Source organism: Pseudomonas sp. B21_DOA, assembly GCA_030544685.1.
Taxonomy (GTDB): Bacteria; Pseudomonadota; Gammaproteobacteria; order Pseudomonadales; family Pseudomonadaceae; genus Aquipseudomonas; species Aquipseudomonas fluorescens_AO.
Map to the genome: position 1 here is coordinate 2,604,740 of CP086683.1, position 15,412 is coordinate 2,620,151.

Sequence of the window (15,412 nt, forward strand, 5' to 3'; positions counted from 1 at the left end):
CATTCCTTGAAAGACAGAACAATTGCGCGCCAGTCTAAAGCGCTGTCGCCGCCGCGTCTGTCATCCGAATCCTCAATTTGTCTGCGATGTGCGCAGTCACACAACTGACTCGCGCCTGTCATGGGCAATTAACCCGGCGCGCGCAAGCTGGCGAAAACATCGCAGAGGGTTGCCCATGACCAGCGCCGAGCTCGCCAGACCCAGTCGCAAACAACGGGTGCGAACCCTGTGGATCTCCGATGTGCACCTGGGCACCCGGGATTGCCAGGCCGAGCACTTGTCGCAATTTCTCAAGGGCTACCACGCCGACAAGGTCTATCTGGTCGGTGACATCATCGACGGCTGGAAACTGCGCAGCGGCATGTACTGGCCGCAAGCGCACACCAACGTCATCCGCCGATTGCTGACCATGAGCAAGCGCGGCACCGAGGTGATCTACGTCACCGGCAACCATGACGAATTCCTGCGGCGCTATTCGAAGCTGATTCTGGGCAATATCCAGTTGGTCGATGAGGCGGTGCACGTTACCGCGGATGGCCGGCATTTGCTGGTGATCCACGGCGATCAGTTCGATGTGATCACCCGCTATCACCGCTGGCTGGCGTTTCTCGGCGACTCCGCCTACGAATTCACCCTGACCCTCAACCGCTGGCTCAATCACTGGCGCGCCCGGTATGGCTACGGTTACTGGTCGCTGTCGGCCTACCTGAAACACAAGGTCAAGACCGCGGTAAGTTTCATCAGCGACTTTGAAGAAGCCATCGCCCACGAATGCGTGAAGCGCGAACTGCATGGCGTGGTTTGCGGGCATATTCACCATGCCGAGATTCGCAAGGTGGGGAGGTGGACTACCTCAATTGCGGCGATTGGGTCGAATCGTGCACGGCGCTGATAGAGCATTGGGACGGCACGATCGAGTTGTATCGATTGGCGGATGCCCAGGCGCGAGAGGCGCAATTGAAAGCTGCCAAAGTTGCCGAGCTCGCCTGAGCGAAAAAGCACCCTGTGGGAGCGAGCCTGCTCGCGAAGGCGTAGCGTCAGACGAAACTTCTGTGCCTGATACAGCGCTTTCGCGAGCAGGCTCGCTCCCACATGTGGTCTTAGGCCGGGCTGTGTTCTTGCATCGCAGCCTTGTAAATCGAGTTCTTCGGCTGCGCAAACAGCCGCTCCATCATTGGCTCGAAGAAACTCAGCGGCAGCGTGTCATACGCCGGATCAAACGCCGCCGCATCGTATTTGGCACAGAACTCGGCAGTGGCGTGGAACTGCGGATGGTCCTTGAATTGCTCGCGCAAATGCCGATCCATGCCCAGGTGATGAAAGAAGTAATAGCCCTGAAAGATGCCGTGCTTCTCCACCATCCACAGATTTTCCGCACTCACGAACGGCTTGAGAATCGCTGCGGCGATGTCCGGATGGTTGTAGGAACCGAGGGTGTCGCCAATATCGTGCAACAGTGCGCAGACCACGTATTCCTCGTCACGCCCGTCGCGAAAGGCGCGGGTCGCGGTTTGCAACGAGTGGGTCAGGCGATCCACGGGGAAACCGCCGAAGTCGCCTTCAAGCAGCTTCAAATGCGCGAGGACCCGCGATGGCAGCTGTCTGGCATAGGCACTGAAGTCGGCGGCGATAATCGCCCAGTCTTCCTCGGTGCCGTCCTTCATATGGGTGAAGCGAGCATGGGCATTCATTGGTAGACCCTCATTCAGAACGCCACGCGACCGAGAATCATGTCGCGGTACATGACGAAATCGCCGAGCAGGCTGTACAGCGGATGCTGAAACGTCGCCGGGCGGTTTTTCTCGAAAAAGAAATGGCCGATCCAGGCAAAGCTGTAACCGGCCAGAGGTAGCGCGAGCAACAGCAGCCAGGCGCCTTTGGCGATGCTCAGGGCGAGAATGAAGATGACCAGAGAAGTGCCGATGAAATGCAAACGACGGCAGGTGCTGTTGCTGTGTTCGGCGAGGTAATACGGATAGAACTCGGCGAAGCTGTTGAACTGCTTGATGTTTTCCACGAGCGCGCTCTCTGTGGTGATTGTTCTGGCGACAAGTTGTTCGGCGGGGAGCTTATTTGAGTCTAGAGTGATCATTGGCGTGGGCCAGTGACAATCGGCGCCACTTTAGTATCCTTCGCAAATAGGGCGGTTATCTGCAGCCCGTCATGTAAAAGAATAACAACCATGAGCGAACGAACGACTTCTGCAAGCTGGGCGATGGGGATTGTCAAAGCACTGGAGATGGACGGCCTGGATTGCCGGGTTCTGTTCAGGCAGCTGGGGCTGGATTTCAGCGCCCTTGAAGATCCGGATGCGCGTTTCCCGCAGGACTCCATGACCCGGCTCTGGCAGCGCGCGGTCGAGGTGTCCGGCAACCCGGCGATCGGCCTGAACATGGGCAAAGTGGTGCGCCCGGCCTCGTTTCATGTCGCCGGCTACGCGCTGATGTCGAGCAATACCCTGGCTGAAGGCTTCCAGCGTCTGGTGCGCTATCAACGCATCATTGCCGAAAGCGCTGACTTGAGCTTTCGCCTGCTCGAGGAAGGTTATGCGCTGATTCTCACCGTGCATGGCGATCATCTACCGCCGACCCGGCAGAGCGCCGAAGCGTCACTGGCCTGTGCACTGGCGCTGTGCGGCTGGCTGACCGGGCGCCCGCTGCACCCGGTCAAAGTGTTGGTTCAGGGCGATCAGCCGACAAACCTGCAACCTTATAAAGAAGCCTTTCACGCACCGCTGGTGTTCAACGCGCCTTACGATGCGTTGATCTTCGAACGGGCCGACATGGAGGCGCCGCTGCCGACCGCCAATGAAGCCATGGCGCTGTTGCATGATCGCTTTGCCGGGGAATATCTGGCGCGGTTTTCCGAGAGTCGCGTGACGCACCGGGCACGCCAGGTGCTGTGTCGTTTGCTGCCCCAAGGCGAGCCCAAGCGCGACACCGTGGCGCAGACGCTGCACCTGTCGCAACGCACTTTGCAGCGGCGCTTGCAGGAGGAGGGCACCAGTTTCCAGCAATTGCTCGACGACACCCGGCGTGAACTGGCCGAACAATATCTGGCGCAACCGAGCATGACCTTGCTGGAAATCGCCTACCTGCTGGGCTTTGCCGATCCGAGCAACTTCTTCCGCGCGTTCCGCCGCTGGTTCGACACCACGCCCGGCGAGTACCGCTTGCGCCTGACGCAGGTGCCGGATGCGGTCAATGACGCCAGAACGCCGGAATACACAGCACAAACACCGTAATGATCTCCAGTCGGCCGAGCAGCATGCCGAACGACAGAATCCACTTCGCCGCATCCGGCAGCGTTGCGAAGTTGCCGGCCGGACCGATGGTTTCGCCCAGACCCGGGCCGACGCCGGACACGGTGCTGGCGGCGCCGGTCAGCGCGGTCATCCAGTCGACCCCGAGCAGCGACAGCAGCAGCGCGATCACGCAGATGGTGATGGCGAAGAAGAACGAGAAGGTCAGGATCGAACGGACAATTTCTTCGTCGAGGCGGTGACCGTTGTACTTCTGCTTGATCACCGCGCGCGGGTGGATCAGCTGATTAAGGTTGGCCTTGAGCAGGATATAGGCGACCTGGAAACGGAAAATCTTGATCCCGCCCGCCGTCGATCCTGAGCAGCCGCCGACAAAGCCCAGATAGAAAAACAGCATCAGCGAGAAGTTGCCCCACAGGCTGTAGTCACCGAGGGCGAAGCCGGTGGTGGTGACCACCGAGGTCACGTTCAGCGCCACATGCCGCAGCGCTTCCAGCCAATGCAGCTTGGTGGTCCACCAGTACCAGGTGCCGAGCACCAGCCAGGTCACCAGCAGCATTGCCAGCAAACCCTGCACCTGTTGATCCCTGATCAACGCACGGCGGTCGCCGCGCAGCGTCGCCACGTACAGGGTGAACGGCAGGCTGCCGAGGATCATGATGACGATCGCCACCCAGTGCACCGCCGGTTGCGTCCACTTGGCCAGCGACTGGTCGGAGGTCGAGAAACCACCGGTGGAAATCGCCGACATCGCGTGGTTGATCGCATCGAACGGGCTCATTCCGGCCCACCAGAACGCCAGGCTGCCGAGAATGGTGATACCGACGTAGGCCGCCACAATCAACCGCGCCACCATGTGCGAACGCGGCATGACCTTCTCCGAGCGGTCCGAGGATTCGGTCTGGAACAGACGCATGCCACCGATGCGCAGCAGCGGCAGAATCGCCACCGCCATGCCGATGAAGCCGATGCCGCCGATCCAGTGCAGCAGCGACCGCCACATCAGAATCCCCGGCGACATGTTGTCCAGGCCGTTGAGCACGGTGGAGCCGGTGGCGGTGATGCCGGACATGCTTTCGAAGAACGAGTCGGTGTAGCTGATGTGCTGGGTCAGCAGAAACGGCAGCGCGGCGAAAATGCACACCACCAGCCAGCTGCTGACCGTCAGCAGATACATATCGCGCGGGCGCAGGTGAATGTGTTCCGGTCTGCCGGGTATCACCAGAGCGAGGCCGGCGACGAAGGTGATCATGCTCGCCCAGAGGAACGACGGCAGGTCGCTGGTGCGCTCGAAAATCACCAGCGTGGCCATCGGCACGACCATGGCCACAGCCAGGGTTATCAGGAAGATGCCGATGATAAAACCAATGATCCGTAAGGTCGGCAACGCCATGAAATCCGCTCGGGCTGGTGGAAGAAGGGCGCCATTCTACCTGCGGGGCAAGGCATGTAAACCGGCAGGCGCTGCACAGTTGCAGCTAGAATAGCCGCACATTTTTCAAAGGAGGTGGCCGATGCAGGCTCTCGACGCTTTGCTCAACCGTGTTTCCGTTCCCCGACTGGTCGAACCGGCCCCCACTGCCGAGCAGCGCGAAGCCCTGTTCGCCGCGGCCTTGCGTGCCCCGGATCACGGGCACTTGCAGCCGTACCGCTTTTTGACCGTCGAAGGCGCAGCGCGTGAGCAAATGGGCGAGTTGCTGGCCGAGGCAGCCCGCCAGCAGAGCGGCGAAGTCACCGAAGCGATGATCGACAAGGCCCGCAACGGCCCACTGCGCGCGCCGCTGGTGGTTGTGGTCATCGCGAAATTGCAGGAACACGTGAAATATCCGAAGGCCGAGCAACTGCTCACGGCCGGCTGTGCGGCTCACGGGATTCTGCTGGCGGCGTATGCGCAGGGGATTGGCGCAGTGTGGCGCACCGGGGATCTGGCGTACTCAAAGCATGTGGCCGAAGGCTTGGGGCTGGTGGAAGGCGAGGAGGTGATCGCGTTTCTCTATCTCGGCACGCCGCAGAAAGAGCCGCGCGTGGCGGAGAAGGTTGATCTGGCTGAGTTCGTCAGCGCCTGGCCCGCTAAAGCCTGACCCCGATTTCAAACTGTGGGAGCGAGCCTGCTCGCGAAGACGCAGTGTCAGTAGTCATATTGGTTGACTGACACACCGCTCTCGCGAGCAGGCTCGCTCCCACATTTCTTGCTTCAGGGCTGGACCACGACTCCCGGCACCAGCGGCAATTCCAGACTCGCCACAAAGCCGCCCTGCGGATGATTGGCCAGCGTCAGCGTGCCGCCATGCCGTTCCGCCGCGCGTTTGGCGATCGCCAGTCCTAATCCATGCCCGGCAGCCGTTTGTCCCGGCGCCCGGTAAAACGGTTCGCCCAACTGACTCAGATGTTCGGTCTGCACCCCGGGCCCATGGTCGCGCACGCTGATGACAATCCGCTCTCCCTGCCGCGTAGCGTGCAATTCGATCGGCTGATCGCTCGGGTTGAAGCGCTGGGCGTTGCGCAGCAGATTATCCACGGCGCGCTCGATCATCGTCGGCCAGCCTTTGAGATTCAGTTGTGGCTCAGCTTGCAGGCGCACGGTCTGCTCGGGGAGCCGAGCTGCGCATCCTTTTGCAGCGTGGCGAGCAACGCATTCAGGTCCACTTCTTCAGCGCTGGCGTTGTCGGCGTCGACTCGCGCCAGCACCAGAATTTCACTGATCAACGCCTCCAGCCGGTCGCATTCGCGGGTCAGGCGTGGCCACAGTTTTTCGCGCTCTTGCGGGTTGGCACGCTCGGCCAAAGCCAACGCAATGCGCAGGCGCGCCAGTGGTGAGCGCAGTTCGTGGGAGACATCGCGCAGTAGCTGGCGCTGACTGCCGATCAGACTTTGCAGGCGCGCGCCCATGCGGTTGAAATCGGTGGCCAGCACGCCGAATTCGTCACGGCGGTTGGCCAGTTTCGCCAGACTGTTCTGCTGATAAGTCGTCTGCCCCAGATCATGCACCGCGCCGCGCAAGCGACTCAGTGGGCGGGTGATAGAGAAAGTCACGAGCAAACTGAACAGGGTCAGCACCACCAGCGCGATGCCCAGCGCACTCAGCGGCCAGAGCAGGCTTTCGCGGTGCCAGGCGTCGAGTTCCGGGTGCGGGATGCGGTAGATGAACAGGTAGGTATCACCGGTTTTTTCACTGGTGATCTCGTCGGTCAGACGCCGCCACGGCAGACGACGGTCATCGTTGTTCTGCCGCGCTTCGAATGCTGCGGCGCGGCGCGGAAAGGTGCCACGCACCACCGGATCGCCGGTTTCGTTGAGTACTTGAACGTCGATGTGATACTGGCGTTTGCGTTGTTCGAGAATGTCCTGCGCGGCTTCTTCGCCCTGGGTTTCGTAGGTCTGCGTCCATTCTGCCGCCAGCGTGTTGAGGCCGGGATGGCGGCTGAGAATCCACGCGTCCTGATTGAGCATGTGCCCGAGCAGGATCGACAGCCCGGCTACCAGAGCGATGGCCAGCCAGAAGCTCGCAAGAATCCGCCAGAACAGTGAACGCACAGAAACTCCTCAAAAAACACAAAACCCTGTGGGAGCGAGCTTGCTCGCGAATGCGGTATGTCAGTCAACATTTCTGCGTCTGATACACCGCTTTCGCGAGCAAGCTCGCTCCCACAGTAAATGATGAAAACAGGCCGACGGAGTGAACCGTCGAGCCTGACGTCAGAACATTATTGCGCCTTTTGTGCCTGCTGCGCTTTCCAGGCCTTGAACTCGGCCCATTCGGCGCGGCGTTCGGCGCGTTTCTTCTGGATCTCGTCGAACTGCTTCTGTTGCTCGGGCTTAAGCAGTGCGCGGACATCGGACTCGGCTTTCTTGTGGTTGGCCGCGATCTCGTCCTTCATGGCTTTCTGGTCGGCCGGCGAGAGTTTTTCCAGGTACTTGTCGACCACCTGCTTACGCTCGTGCATCTGCTCGCCCATGATCTTGCGAATCTGCTCGCGCTGTTCGCGGGTCAGATCGAGCTGGCTGTACGGGCCTTTGCCGTGCATGCCGCCGTGCATCTGACCGCCGTGGCGCGGGCCATCCAGCGGACCACCCAGCGGACCGCCATCCTGCGGCATGGCCATGGCCACGGTTGGCAGAGCGGCAGCGAACATCAGAGCGATAAGAGTCTTGCGCATGGTGTATCTCCTTGTCTCGTTCCCGGTACGTTCCGGATGAGTGCAGATTACGCAGATCAAGGTCAGCGGCGGTCAGCGCAGCGTAAAGCTTCGGTAAAGACGCTTCGTGCCCGGCCTTACACAAATTCTGTGTAAAAGCTGCCGAAGGCTGCGATCTTCAGGCTGTGGGACGCGGAGCGTCCCGGCTGCATTCCCACGTAGAGCGTGGGAACGATCAGTACAGGGAGGGCTCTTCAGAGGCTGTAGTAGTAACCCCGGCTACGCAGCGCGACGATGCGCGGGCGGCCGTCGGGGTGGGGGCCGATTTTTTTGCGCAGGTTGCTGACGTGCATGTCGAGGCTGCGGTCGTACAGGGTCAGCTTGCGGCCGAGGGCCAGTTGCGCCAGTTCTTGTTTGTCCAGCGGCTCGCCGGGTTGCTTGAGCAGGGCTTCGAGCAGGCGGCTTTCAGAGACGGTCAGCGTCAGTTCTTTTTCGTCGATGCTGACCACGCCGCGCACCGGGCTGAAACTTAGATCACCCAGCTCAAGTTGCGTCGATACGGCGGCCGGGTGGCTGCGGCGCAACACGGCGCGCAGGCGCGCGGTCAGTTCGCGGGGATCGCAGGGTTTGGCCAGGTAATCGTCGGCGCCCAGTTCGAGGCCGAGGATGCGGTCCAGCGGTTCGCCACGCGCTGACAGCATCAGCACCGGCAGGTCGGCGTGGTCGTTGCGCAGTTGCTTGAGCAGTTCCAGACCGCTGCCGTCGGGCAGCATCACGTCCAGCACTACCGCCGCCGGGGCGGTTTCGGCCAACGCCTTGCGCGCGCTCTGGCCGTCGTGGCAGGCGCGTACCTGGAAGCCTTCCTGGCTCAACCAGCTACTCAGGAGTTCGCACAACTCCTGGTCATCATCAATCAGTAACAGCTCGCTCATGACTCACTCAATTTAGCCATTGCCGACGTTTTCGGCTTGCACCACTGGCAAAGATACCGCAGAGCAGCGCCAATAGCGCTACCCCGGCGCCAGTGACGAACCACTGCTGTTGATCGGTCAGCAAACGCGGCAACGGGCTGGCCTGGGCTTCCTTGAGTTGCAGCTTCAGACGCTGGTTCTCCTGGCGCAGCCGGGCGAGCTGGGCGCTTTCGCGGGTGTTGTCGGCATTCTGCAGTTGTTTGTTCAGTTCTTCGCGCTGCTGTTCACTGGCCTTGAGCCGCTGTTGCAGCTCGGTGATCTGGCTGCCGGCGCTCAATGACAATGGCGTGGAGCTGCCGCCTTCGGTGGTTTCCTCACCATGGGCGGGCGCCATGATCGACAACGTGAGCAACATCAGACACAACGGACCCTTGCGCATCGCGACACCTGTTTCCAAATGGATATTGGGCAGGTTGTCGGCAGGCACACGAGAATAATGAGCGATTGAGATGGGTGAGAAGCGAGAAGGTTCAGTGCGCAGGACGTGATGTTGGTGGCTGACAAATAATTCGTGGCTGATGAATATTCTGTGGCGAGGGGATTTAGCGAAACGTCGCACTGCCCCGTTGGGCTGCGTAGCAGTCCTGAAATGGGAGCATGCGGTGTGTCAGACACACCGCGTTGGATGGGTATTGGGGCGGCTTCGCCACCCAGCGGGGATGAATCCCTCGCCACATAAAACCCGTCGGCATTTCAATAGCGGGATTACGGCAGGACTTGCTTGAACGGCTTGACGATCACATTGGCGTAAACGCCAGCGGCGATGTACGGATCGGCATCGGCCCAGGCCTGTGCGGCGCTGAGGGAGTCGAACTCGGCGACGATCAGGCTGCCGGTGAAACCCGCTGCGCCCGGATCATTGCTGTCGACGGCCGGGTGCGGGCCGGCCAGCACGATGCGGCCTTCGCCCTTGAGCGCTTGCAGGCGTTCCAGATGTGCCGGACGCACGGACAGGCGGGCTTCGAGCGAGTTGGCAACGTCGGTGGCAATGATGGCGTAGAGCATGTCAGTCCTCGGTTTTTGGCGTTGTGGTATCGGTGTCATGCAGGTGGCGCGACAGGTAGATGCCCTGTACAACCAGGAACAGCACGGTCATGCCCAGGCTGCCGAACACCTTGAAGTCGACCCAGATGCTCTGGAAAGTGAAGGCGACGAACAGGTTGGCCGCGCCGCAAAACAGGAAGAAGCCGATCCAGGCGATGTTCAGGCGCGTCCAGACCGGGTCCGGCAGGGTCAGCGCGTGGCCCATTATGCGTTTGATCAGCAGGCGATCGCCGATGAAATGGCTGCCGATGAACGCCGCAGCGAACAGCCAGTTGACCACCGGCGCTTTCCATTTCAGGAAGGTTTCGCTGTGGAAGGCTAGCGTCAGGCTGCCGAATACCAGGCAGGCGATCAGCGTCAGCCATTGGCTCTTTTCCAGCTTGCGCTGCTTGATGAACAGCGCGCCGTACACCACCAGGGAACTGATGATCAGCATCGCCGTGGCGCTGTAGATACCGCCTACGGTCACTTGCTGGCCGGCAATGTCTACGACCCGTGGATCAAGTTTGTAAACGATGAAAAACAGCAGAAGCGGGATGAAATCGATGAATTGTTTCACAGTGAGAGCCAGAAGCTGGATGTGGCGGCATAATAACAAACATATGGGCGCGCGATAGCGCCAGCTGATTTGAGGTTACAACTCCCCGTGAATGTTGATTTGCACTGCCACAGCACGGCCTCCGACGGCGCCCTGGCGCCTGCGGTTCTGGTTGCGCGAGCGTTCGAAAACGGCGTGCGAGTCCTGGCGTTGACCGACCACGACACTCTTGAGGGGCTCGCCGAGGCGCGTACTGCCGCCACCGAGTTGGGCATGCAACTGGTCAATGGCGTCGAATTGTCCTGCACCTGGGGCGGGGCGACCATTCACGTATTGGGCTACGGTTTCGACGTCAACGCTGCGCCGCTGGTTGAAGCGATCGCCAAATTGCACGATGGCCGCTGGCTGCGGTCGGAAGAAATAAGCCGCAAGCTCGCCCTCAAGGGCATGCCCGGTGCCCTCGACGGCGCCCGGCAGATCCAGCAGGAGCTGGGCGACAGCGGCAACGCGCCGGCCCGGCCGCATTTCGCCGACTGGATGGTGCGTGAAGGTTATGTAAAGGATCGCGCCGAGGCGTTTCGCAAATGGCTCGGCGCCGGCAAGCTCGGCGACGTCAAGCTGCACTGGCCGACCCTGGAAGACACCGTCGCCACCCTGCGCGCCGCCGGTGCCTGGGTCAGCCTGGCACATCCCTGGCACTACGATTTCACCCGTAGCAAGCGCCGAAAGCTGATTGCCGACTATATTCAAGCAGGCGGGCATGCTATCGAGGTGGTCAATGGCCATCAGCCCGCAGAGCAGGTGGGCAGCCTGGCGATCCTTGCCCGTGAGTTCGGTCTGCTGGTCAGCGCCGGCAGTGACTTCCATGGCCCTGGCGGCTGGTCCGAGATCGGCCAGTACCGGCCGGTTCCCGAGGACCTTCCACCCCTGTGGTGTCGGTTCAAACATGACACAGATATTGCCGCCGTCTGAACAGGTAGAGAACGTGAGTCAATTTTTCCAGATACATCCGGAAAACCCGCAAGCGCGCCTGATCAAACAGGCGGTCGAGATCATCCGCAAGGGCGGGGTGGTGATTTATCCCACGGACTCGTCCTACGCCATCGGTTGCCAGATCGGCGACAAGACCGCCATCGAGCGCGTGCGACGTCTGCGTCAGCTCGATGAAAAACACAACTTCGCGCTGATCTGCAGCGACCTGTCGCAGCTGGGCAATTACGCCAAGATCGACACCGGCACCTTCCGCATTCTCAAGGCGCACCTGCCAGGGCCGTACACCTTTATTCTCAATGCCACCCGCGAAGTGCCGCGCCTGTTGCTGCATCCGAAGAAGCGCACCATCGGCCTGCGCGTGCCCAGCCATCCGATCGCCTTGGCCCTGCTGGCCGAACTCGGCGAGCCGCTGATGAGCGTGACGCTGATCATGCCCGGCGACGAAGACCCACTCAGCGATCCCTACGAAATGCGCCAGTTGCTTGAGCATCAGGTCGATCTGATCATCGACGGCGGCTTTGGCGGTATCAAGGCCTCGACGGTGATTGACCTGACCGGCGACGACCCGGAAGTGGTCCGCGTCGGTTGCGGCGATCCGACGCCGTTCATGGTCGAGGCCTGAATGTCCGCAGTGGAAACCGTGGTCGATCCTCAGGCCGGCGCCCAGCAGGAGCTGCCGTTCGCGATGGTCTATGGCCAAGCGGTCATGGAAATGCCGCTGGACTTGTATATTCCGCCGGATGCGCTGGAAGTCTTCCTTGAAGCCTTTGAAGGCCCGCTCGACCTGCTGCTGTACCTGATCCGCAAACAGAACATCAACATCCTCGACATCCCGGTGGCGGAAATCACTCGCCAGTACATGGGCTACGTCGAGTTGATGCAGTCGGTGCGTCTGGAGCTGGCCGCCGAATACCTGGTGATGGCGGCGATGCTCGCCGAGATCAAATCGCGCATGCTTCTGCCGCGCGCCGAAACCGTCGAAGATGAAGAAGACGATCCACGCGCCGAACTGATCCGCCGCTTGCAGGAATACGAGCGTTTCAAGGCTGCTGCCGAAGGTATCGATGGGCTGAGTCGGGTCGGCCGGGATGTGATCGTGCCCAAGCTCGACGCCCCGGAAGCGCGGGCGCGCAAGCTGTTGCCCGACGTCGCGCTGGAAGAGATTCTGATGTGCATGGCCGAAGTCCTGCGCCGTGGCGACATGTTCGAAAGCCACCAGGTCAGCCGTGAAGCGCTGTCCACCCGCGAGCGCATGAGTGATGTGCTGGAAAGGCTCAAGGGCGGCGGCTTCGTGCCGTTTGTCGAGCTGTTCACCGCCGAAGAAGGCCGCCTCGGTGTGGTGGTGACCTTTATGGCGATCCTTGAACTGGTCAAGGAATCCTTGGTCGAGCTGGTGCAGAATGAGCCGTTCGCTGCGATCCACGTGCGAGCCCGAGCCGAATAACGAGTCCCTGTATGAACCTGACTGAACCCCGCGAGCTGGCGCCCCTGCTTGAAGCCTTTCTGTTGGCCTCGGGAAAGCCGCAATCCCTTGAGCGCCTGTTTGAACTGTTCGAAGAAGGCGAGCGGCCGGAGCCGGCGGTCTTCAAGAAAGCCCTGACCCTGCTCGGCAAGTCCTGCGAGGGCCGCGCCTTTGAGCTCAAGGAAGTCTCGTCGGGCTATCGCTTGCAGATCCGCGAGAAGTTCTCGCCGTGGGTCGGCCGTCTCTGGGAAGAGCGCCCGCAGCGCTATTCCCGCGCCTTGCTGGAAACCATCGCGTTGATCGCCTATCGCCAGCCGATCACCCGCGGCGAAATCGAAGATGTGCGGGGCGTGGCGGTCAACAGCAACATCGTCAAGACCTTGCTCGAGCGTGAGTGGATTCGCGTCGTCGGCTATCGCGACGTGCCGGGCAAACCGGCGATGTTCGCCACGACCAAGGCGTTTCTCGACCACTTCAACCTGAAAAACCTCGAAGACCTGCCGCCGCTGGCCGAACTGCGCGAGATGGAAGCCGAACCGGTGCTCGACTTCGACGACGCGCCGGTGCCGCAGAGTCTGCAAGAGCTGGCCGACGCCAGCGCCGAGCCGGAGGAGGAGAAGGAAGAAACCAGTTTCCATTCCCTGCTGCTGGAGCTGGACAGCATGGAGGAGGGGATCAAGACCGACTTCGACGACTTGCTGCGTGATGCGGTGGATGGCGAAGCGCCGGTCTCTGAGTCCGAGATTATCGAACCGGTTGTTGAGCTTGCAGTTGAACTTGAAGCCACGCCTGACGCCGAACCGGAAGAGGACGTCCTGGGTGTCGCCGAGGCCCGCGAGAAACTCTTGGCCGCTGTCGCCGCCCTCGAACAGCCGGAACCGGAACTCAGCGAAGAAGAAGCCGAAGCCCGTGCACTGGCTGAGGCAATCGAAGCCGAACGGCGCGAGTTCCACGATTGATCCGGATCCTTGTGGGAGCGGGCTTGCCCGCGATTGCGGTGGGTCAGATCCAATGATGTTGACTGACACACCGCTATCGCGGGCAAGCCCGCTCCCACAGGGTTTGATGTGTTTCTGGAGAGGATGATGAGTTCCACCAAAGACCCCTGCATCAGCCTCTGCAAATTTTCCGACGACATCTGCCTCGGTTGCGGTCGCAGCAAGCGCGAGATCAAGGCCTGGAAGAAGCTCGACAAGGACGATAAACGCACGGTGCTGGCCGAAGCCGCGCTGCGCCTGATCAAACTCGGCGGTGCCGGTCGGCGGAAAAGAAATAACCGGCCATCGATCAGCTAGTCTCTGATGCGCGATGGCGCACATCCGCGTATGATTCGCGACCCTTCGCCGATCCCTTCGGCCGAACACCAGTTTCCAATGCTTCAGGCGCCGCCTGAACAGACCACACCGGGAGGTGCCCAGATGAGTGACATCAATCAGAAAGACGACCAGGAAATCGGCCCAGCAGGCGAAAAGTTGCAGAAGGTCCTCGCCCGTATCGGCGTCGGCTCGCGCCGTGACGTCGAAGCCTGGATCAGCCAGGGCCGGATCAAGGTCAATGGCAAAGACGCCACCCTCGGCCTGCGCGTCGACATGCACGACGCCATTACCATCGATGGCAAGGTGATCAAACGCGAAGAGGCCGCCGAATCGGTGCGCCGCGTGATCATGTACAACAAGCCTGACGGCGAGATCTGCACCCGTGACGACCCGGAAGGCCGTCCAACCGTGTTCGACAAGCTGCCGCGTCCGAAAGAAGGCCGCTGGATCAACATCGGCCGTCTCGACATCAACACCACCGGTCTGCTGATGTTCACCACTGACGGTGAACTGGCCAACCGTTTGATGCACCCGTCCTACGAGATGGACCGCGAGTACGCCGTGCGTGTACGCGGTGAAGTCGATGACGAGATGATCGAACGCCTGAAGGCCGGCGTGGTGCTGGAAGATGGTCCGGCGCGTTTTACCGATATTCAACAGGCGCCGGGCGGTGAAGGCTTCAACCACTGGTACCACTGCGTGGTCATGGAAGGGCGCAACCGTGAAGTGCGTCGTCTGTGGGAATCGCAGGGTCTGGTGGTCAGCCGTCTGAAGCGTGTGCGTTTCGGTCCGGTGTTCCTCAACTCCGATCTGCCGATGGGCCGCTGGCGCGAAATGAGCCAGTACGAAGTCGACGTGCTCAGCGCCGAAGTCGGCCTGACCCCGGTGGCAATGCCGCAGCTGAACGCCAAGAGCAAGGACAAGCTCGAACGCATGCAGCGTAAATCGTCGCGGCCGATGGCCAAGACCGAGCGCGTACGCACCCTGCGTCCAGCCGCTGGCGCACCGACCGGGCCACGCCCGGGCCGCGAGCCGCAGATTGAAGGCGAGCGTCCTGGCCGCAAACCGGTTGCCCGTGATGGCGAGCGTGCACCGCGTCCGGCCAATGGTCGTACCGAGCGTGGCGAACGCGGCGCGCCTGCCGGTCGCGGTACGCCGGTCGCGGATCGTCCAGCCGACACCACCAACAAGCGCCCGGCCAAACCGGCGCCGAAGCGTCCAGGGATCAAACTGGTCGACGGCGACAAGCCCTCGGGCAAACGCCGCGGCGCACCGGCCGGTTCCGGTCAGCGCCCGGGTTTCGGTCGCAAGAAGCCTGAGTGAGGCAGCTGTGAGTTTCTAGCTGCAAGCTGCAAGTTGAAGCGGAAACGCCAACCGTAGGGTTGGCGTTTTTTTCGTCTGGCGAAACTCATCTGGCGTCTGACAAGGCGCTTTCGCGAGCAGGCTCGCTCCCACAGAGGATTTGTACGCCGCAGATCCAATGTGGGAGCGAGCCTGCTCACGAAGGAGCCAGTCGCTTAGAACATGAATCGTCCGTCGCAAACCGGCTTGTCATCCAGCGCCAACACCCCGCCGGAAAAGATCAGGTCCAGGTGATGGTTGCCCTTGGGTGGCCGGTGAGACGTGAAAAACCTGGTTGAGGGTTTTTTAATAGACTTCTTGTTCTGTTTTTCAGGGTGGGTTTTCTTAT

The 15,412-nt window shown here is 61.2% G+C and carries 16 protein-coding genes and 2 pseudogenes; 9 read left to right on the forward strand and 9 right to left on the reverse strand.

Annotation, left to right across the window (positions count from 1 at the left end):
* Positions 1–175: 175 nt before the first annotated feature.
* Positions 176–990 (forward strand): annotated as a pseudogene (locus tag LJU32_11905) (UDP-2,3-diacylglucosamine diphosphatase).
* 110 nt (positions 991–1,100) lie between these two features.
* On the opposite strand, the gene LJU32_11910 reads toward LJU32_11905, so the two are convergent.
* Positions 1,101–1,691 (reverse strand): phosphohydrolase, encoded by a 591-nt coding sequence (locus LJU32_11910; protein WKV90750.1) that lies wholly within the window; start codon positions 1,689–1,691, stop codon positions 1,101–1,103.
* A 14-nt stretch (positions 1,692–1,705) separates the two neighbouring features.
* The gene (locus tag LJU32_11915; GenBank protein ID WKV90751.1) at positions 1,706–2,017 is read right to left on the reverse strand and encodes a DUF962 domain-containing protein; all 312 of its coding nucleotides are present in this window, start codon (positions 2,015–2,017) and stop codon (positions 1,706–1,708) included.
* A 165-nt stretch (positions 2,018–2,182) separates the two neighbouring features.
* On the opposite strand from LJU32_11915, the gene LJU32_11920 reads away from it, so the two are divergent.
* Positions 2,183–3,244, forward strand: coding sequence for an AraC family transcriptional regulator (locus tag LJU32_11920; GenBank protein ID WKV90752.1), 1,062 nt, complete (start codon positions 2,183–2,185; stop codon positions 3,242–3,244).
* On the opposite strand, the gene LJU32_11925 is transcribed toward LJU32_11920, so the two are convergent.
* Complete coding sequence (locus tag LJU32_11925) at positions 3,201–4,655, reverse strand: TrkH family potassium uptake protein (protein WKV90753.1); 1,455 nt, start codon at positions 4,653–4,655, stop codon at positions 3,201–3,203. The two genes, LJU32_11920 and LJU32_11925, sit on opposite strands and share 44 nt — an antisense overlap.
* Before the next feature lie 121 nt (positions 4,656–4,776).
* Between LJU32_11925 and LJU32_11930 the strand changes: the two genes are divergently transcribed.
* Positions 4,777–5,343, forward strand: a complete 567-nt coding sequence (locus LJU32_11930) for a nitroreductase family protein (GenBank protein ID WKV90754.1) — start codon at positions 4,777–4,779, stop codon at positions 5,341–5,343.
* A gap of 113 nt (positions 5,344–5,456) precedes the next feature.
* Here the strand turns inward: LJU32_11930 and LJU32_11935 are convergent.
* The 6 genes and pseudogenes from LJU32_11935 to LJU32_11960 form a co-directional block, all read right to left on the reverse strand.
* A pseudogene (locus LJU32_11935) lies at positions 5,457–6,796 on the reverse strand (HAMP domain-containing histidine kinase).
* A 170-nt stretch (positions 6,797–6,966) separates the two neighbouring features.
* The gene (locus LJU32_11940; protein WKV90755.1) at positions 6,967–7,419 is read right to left on the reverse strand and encodes a Spy/CpxP family protein refolding chaperone; all 453 of its coding nucleotides are present in this window, start codon (positions 7,417–7,419) and stop codon (positions 6,967–6,969) included.
* A gap of 233 nt (positions 7,420–7,652) precedes the next feature.
* Positions 7,653–8,330, reverse strand: a complete 678-nt coding sequence (locus tag LJU32_11945; GenBank protein ID WKV90756.1) for a response regulator transcription factor — start codon at positions 8,328–8,330, stop codon at positions 7,653–7,655.
* Positions 8,331–8,337: 7 nt separating this feature from the next.
* A complete protein-coding gene (locus tag LJU32_11950) occupies positions 8,338–8,748 on the reverse strand; it encodes a translation initiation factor 2 (protein WKV90757.1) in 411 nt (136 codons plus the stop codon).
* Between the two features lie 326 nt (positions 8,749–9,074).
* Positions 9,075–9,374: a YciI family protein gene (locus LJU32_11955; protein WKV90758.1), complete on the reverse strand. Its 300-nt coding sequence runs from the start codon at positions 9,372–9,374 to the stop codon at positions 9,075–9,077.
* Between the two features lies 1 nt (position 9,375).
* Entirely contained in the window at positions 9,376–9,972 is a 597-nt protein-coding gene (locus LJU32_11960) for a septation protein A (GenBank protein ID WKV90759.1), read from the reverse strand.
* Positions 9,973–10,059: 87 nt separating this feature from the next.
* Here LJU32_11960 and LJU32_11965 point away from each other — a divergent pair, with 87 nt between their 5' ends.
* From LJU32_11965 to rluB, 6 genes are all read left to right on the forward strand, one after another.
* The gene (locus LJU32_11965) at positions 10,060–10,923 is read left to right on the forward strand and encodes a PHP domain-containing protein (GenBank protein ID WKV90760.1); all 864 of its coding nucleotides are present in this window, start codon (positions 10,060–10,062) and stop codon (positions 10,921–10,923) included.
* A 13-nt stretch (positions 10,924–10,936) separates the two neighbouring features.
* Positions 10,937–11,566, forward strand: a complete 630-nt coding sequence (locus LJU32_11970; protein ID WKV90761.1) for a threonylcarbamoyl-AMP synthase — start codon at positions 10,937–10,939, stop codon at positions 11,564–11,566.
* A 123-nt stretch (positions 11,567–11,689) separates the two neighbouring features.
* Entirely contained in the window at positions 11,690–12,388 is a 699-nt protein-coding gene (locus LJU32_11975) for a segregation/condensation protein A (GenBank protein WKV91082.1), read from the forward strand.
* Positions 12,389–12,399: 11 nt separating this feature from the next.
* Positions 12,400–13,365 carry an SMC-Scp complex subunit ScpB gene (scpB, locus tag LJU32_11980; protein WKV90762.1) on the forward strand — a complete coding sequence of 322 codons (966 nt, stop codon included), beginning with the start codon at positions 12,400–12,402 and terminating at the stop codon, positions 13,363–13,365.
* 126 nt (positions 13,366–13,491) lie between these two features.
* Positions 13,492–13,701, forward strand: a complete 210-nt coding sequence (locus tag LJU32_11985; GenBank protein ID WKV90763.1) for a DUF1289 domain-containing protein — start codon at positions 13,492–13,494, stop codon at positions 13,699–13,701.
* A gap of 123 nt (positions 13,702–13,824) precedes the next feature.
* Positions 13,825–15,045: a 23S rRNA pseudouridine(2605) synthase RluB gene (gene rluB, locus LJU32_11990; protein WKV90764.1), complete on the forward strand. Its 1,221-nt coding sequence runs from the start codon at positions 13,825–13,827 to the stop codon at positions 15,043–15,045.
* Positions 15,046–15,412 lie beyond the last annotated feature (367 nt).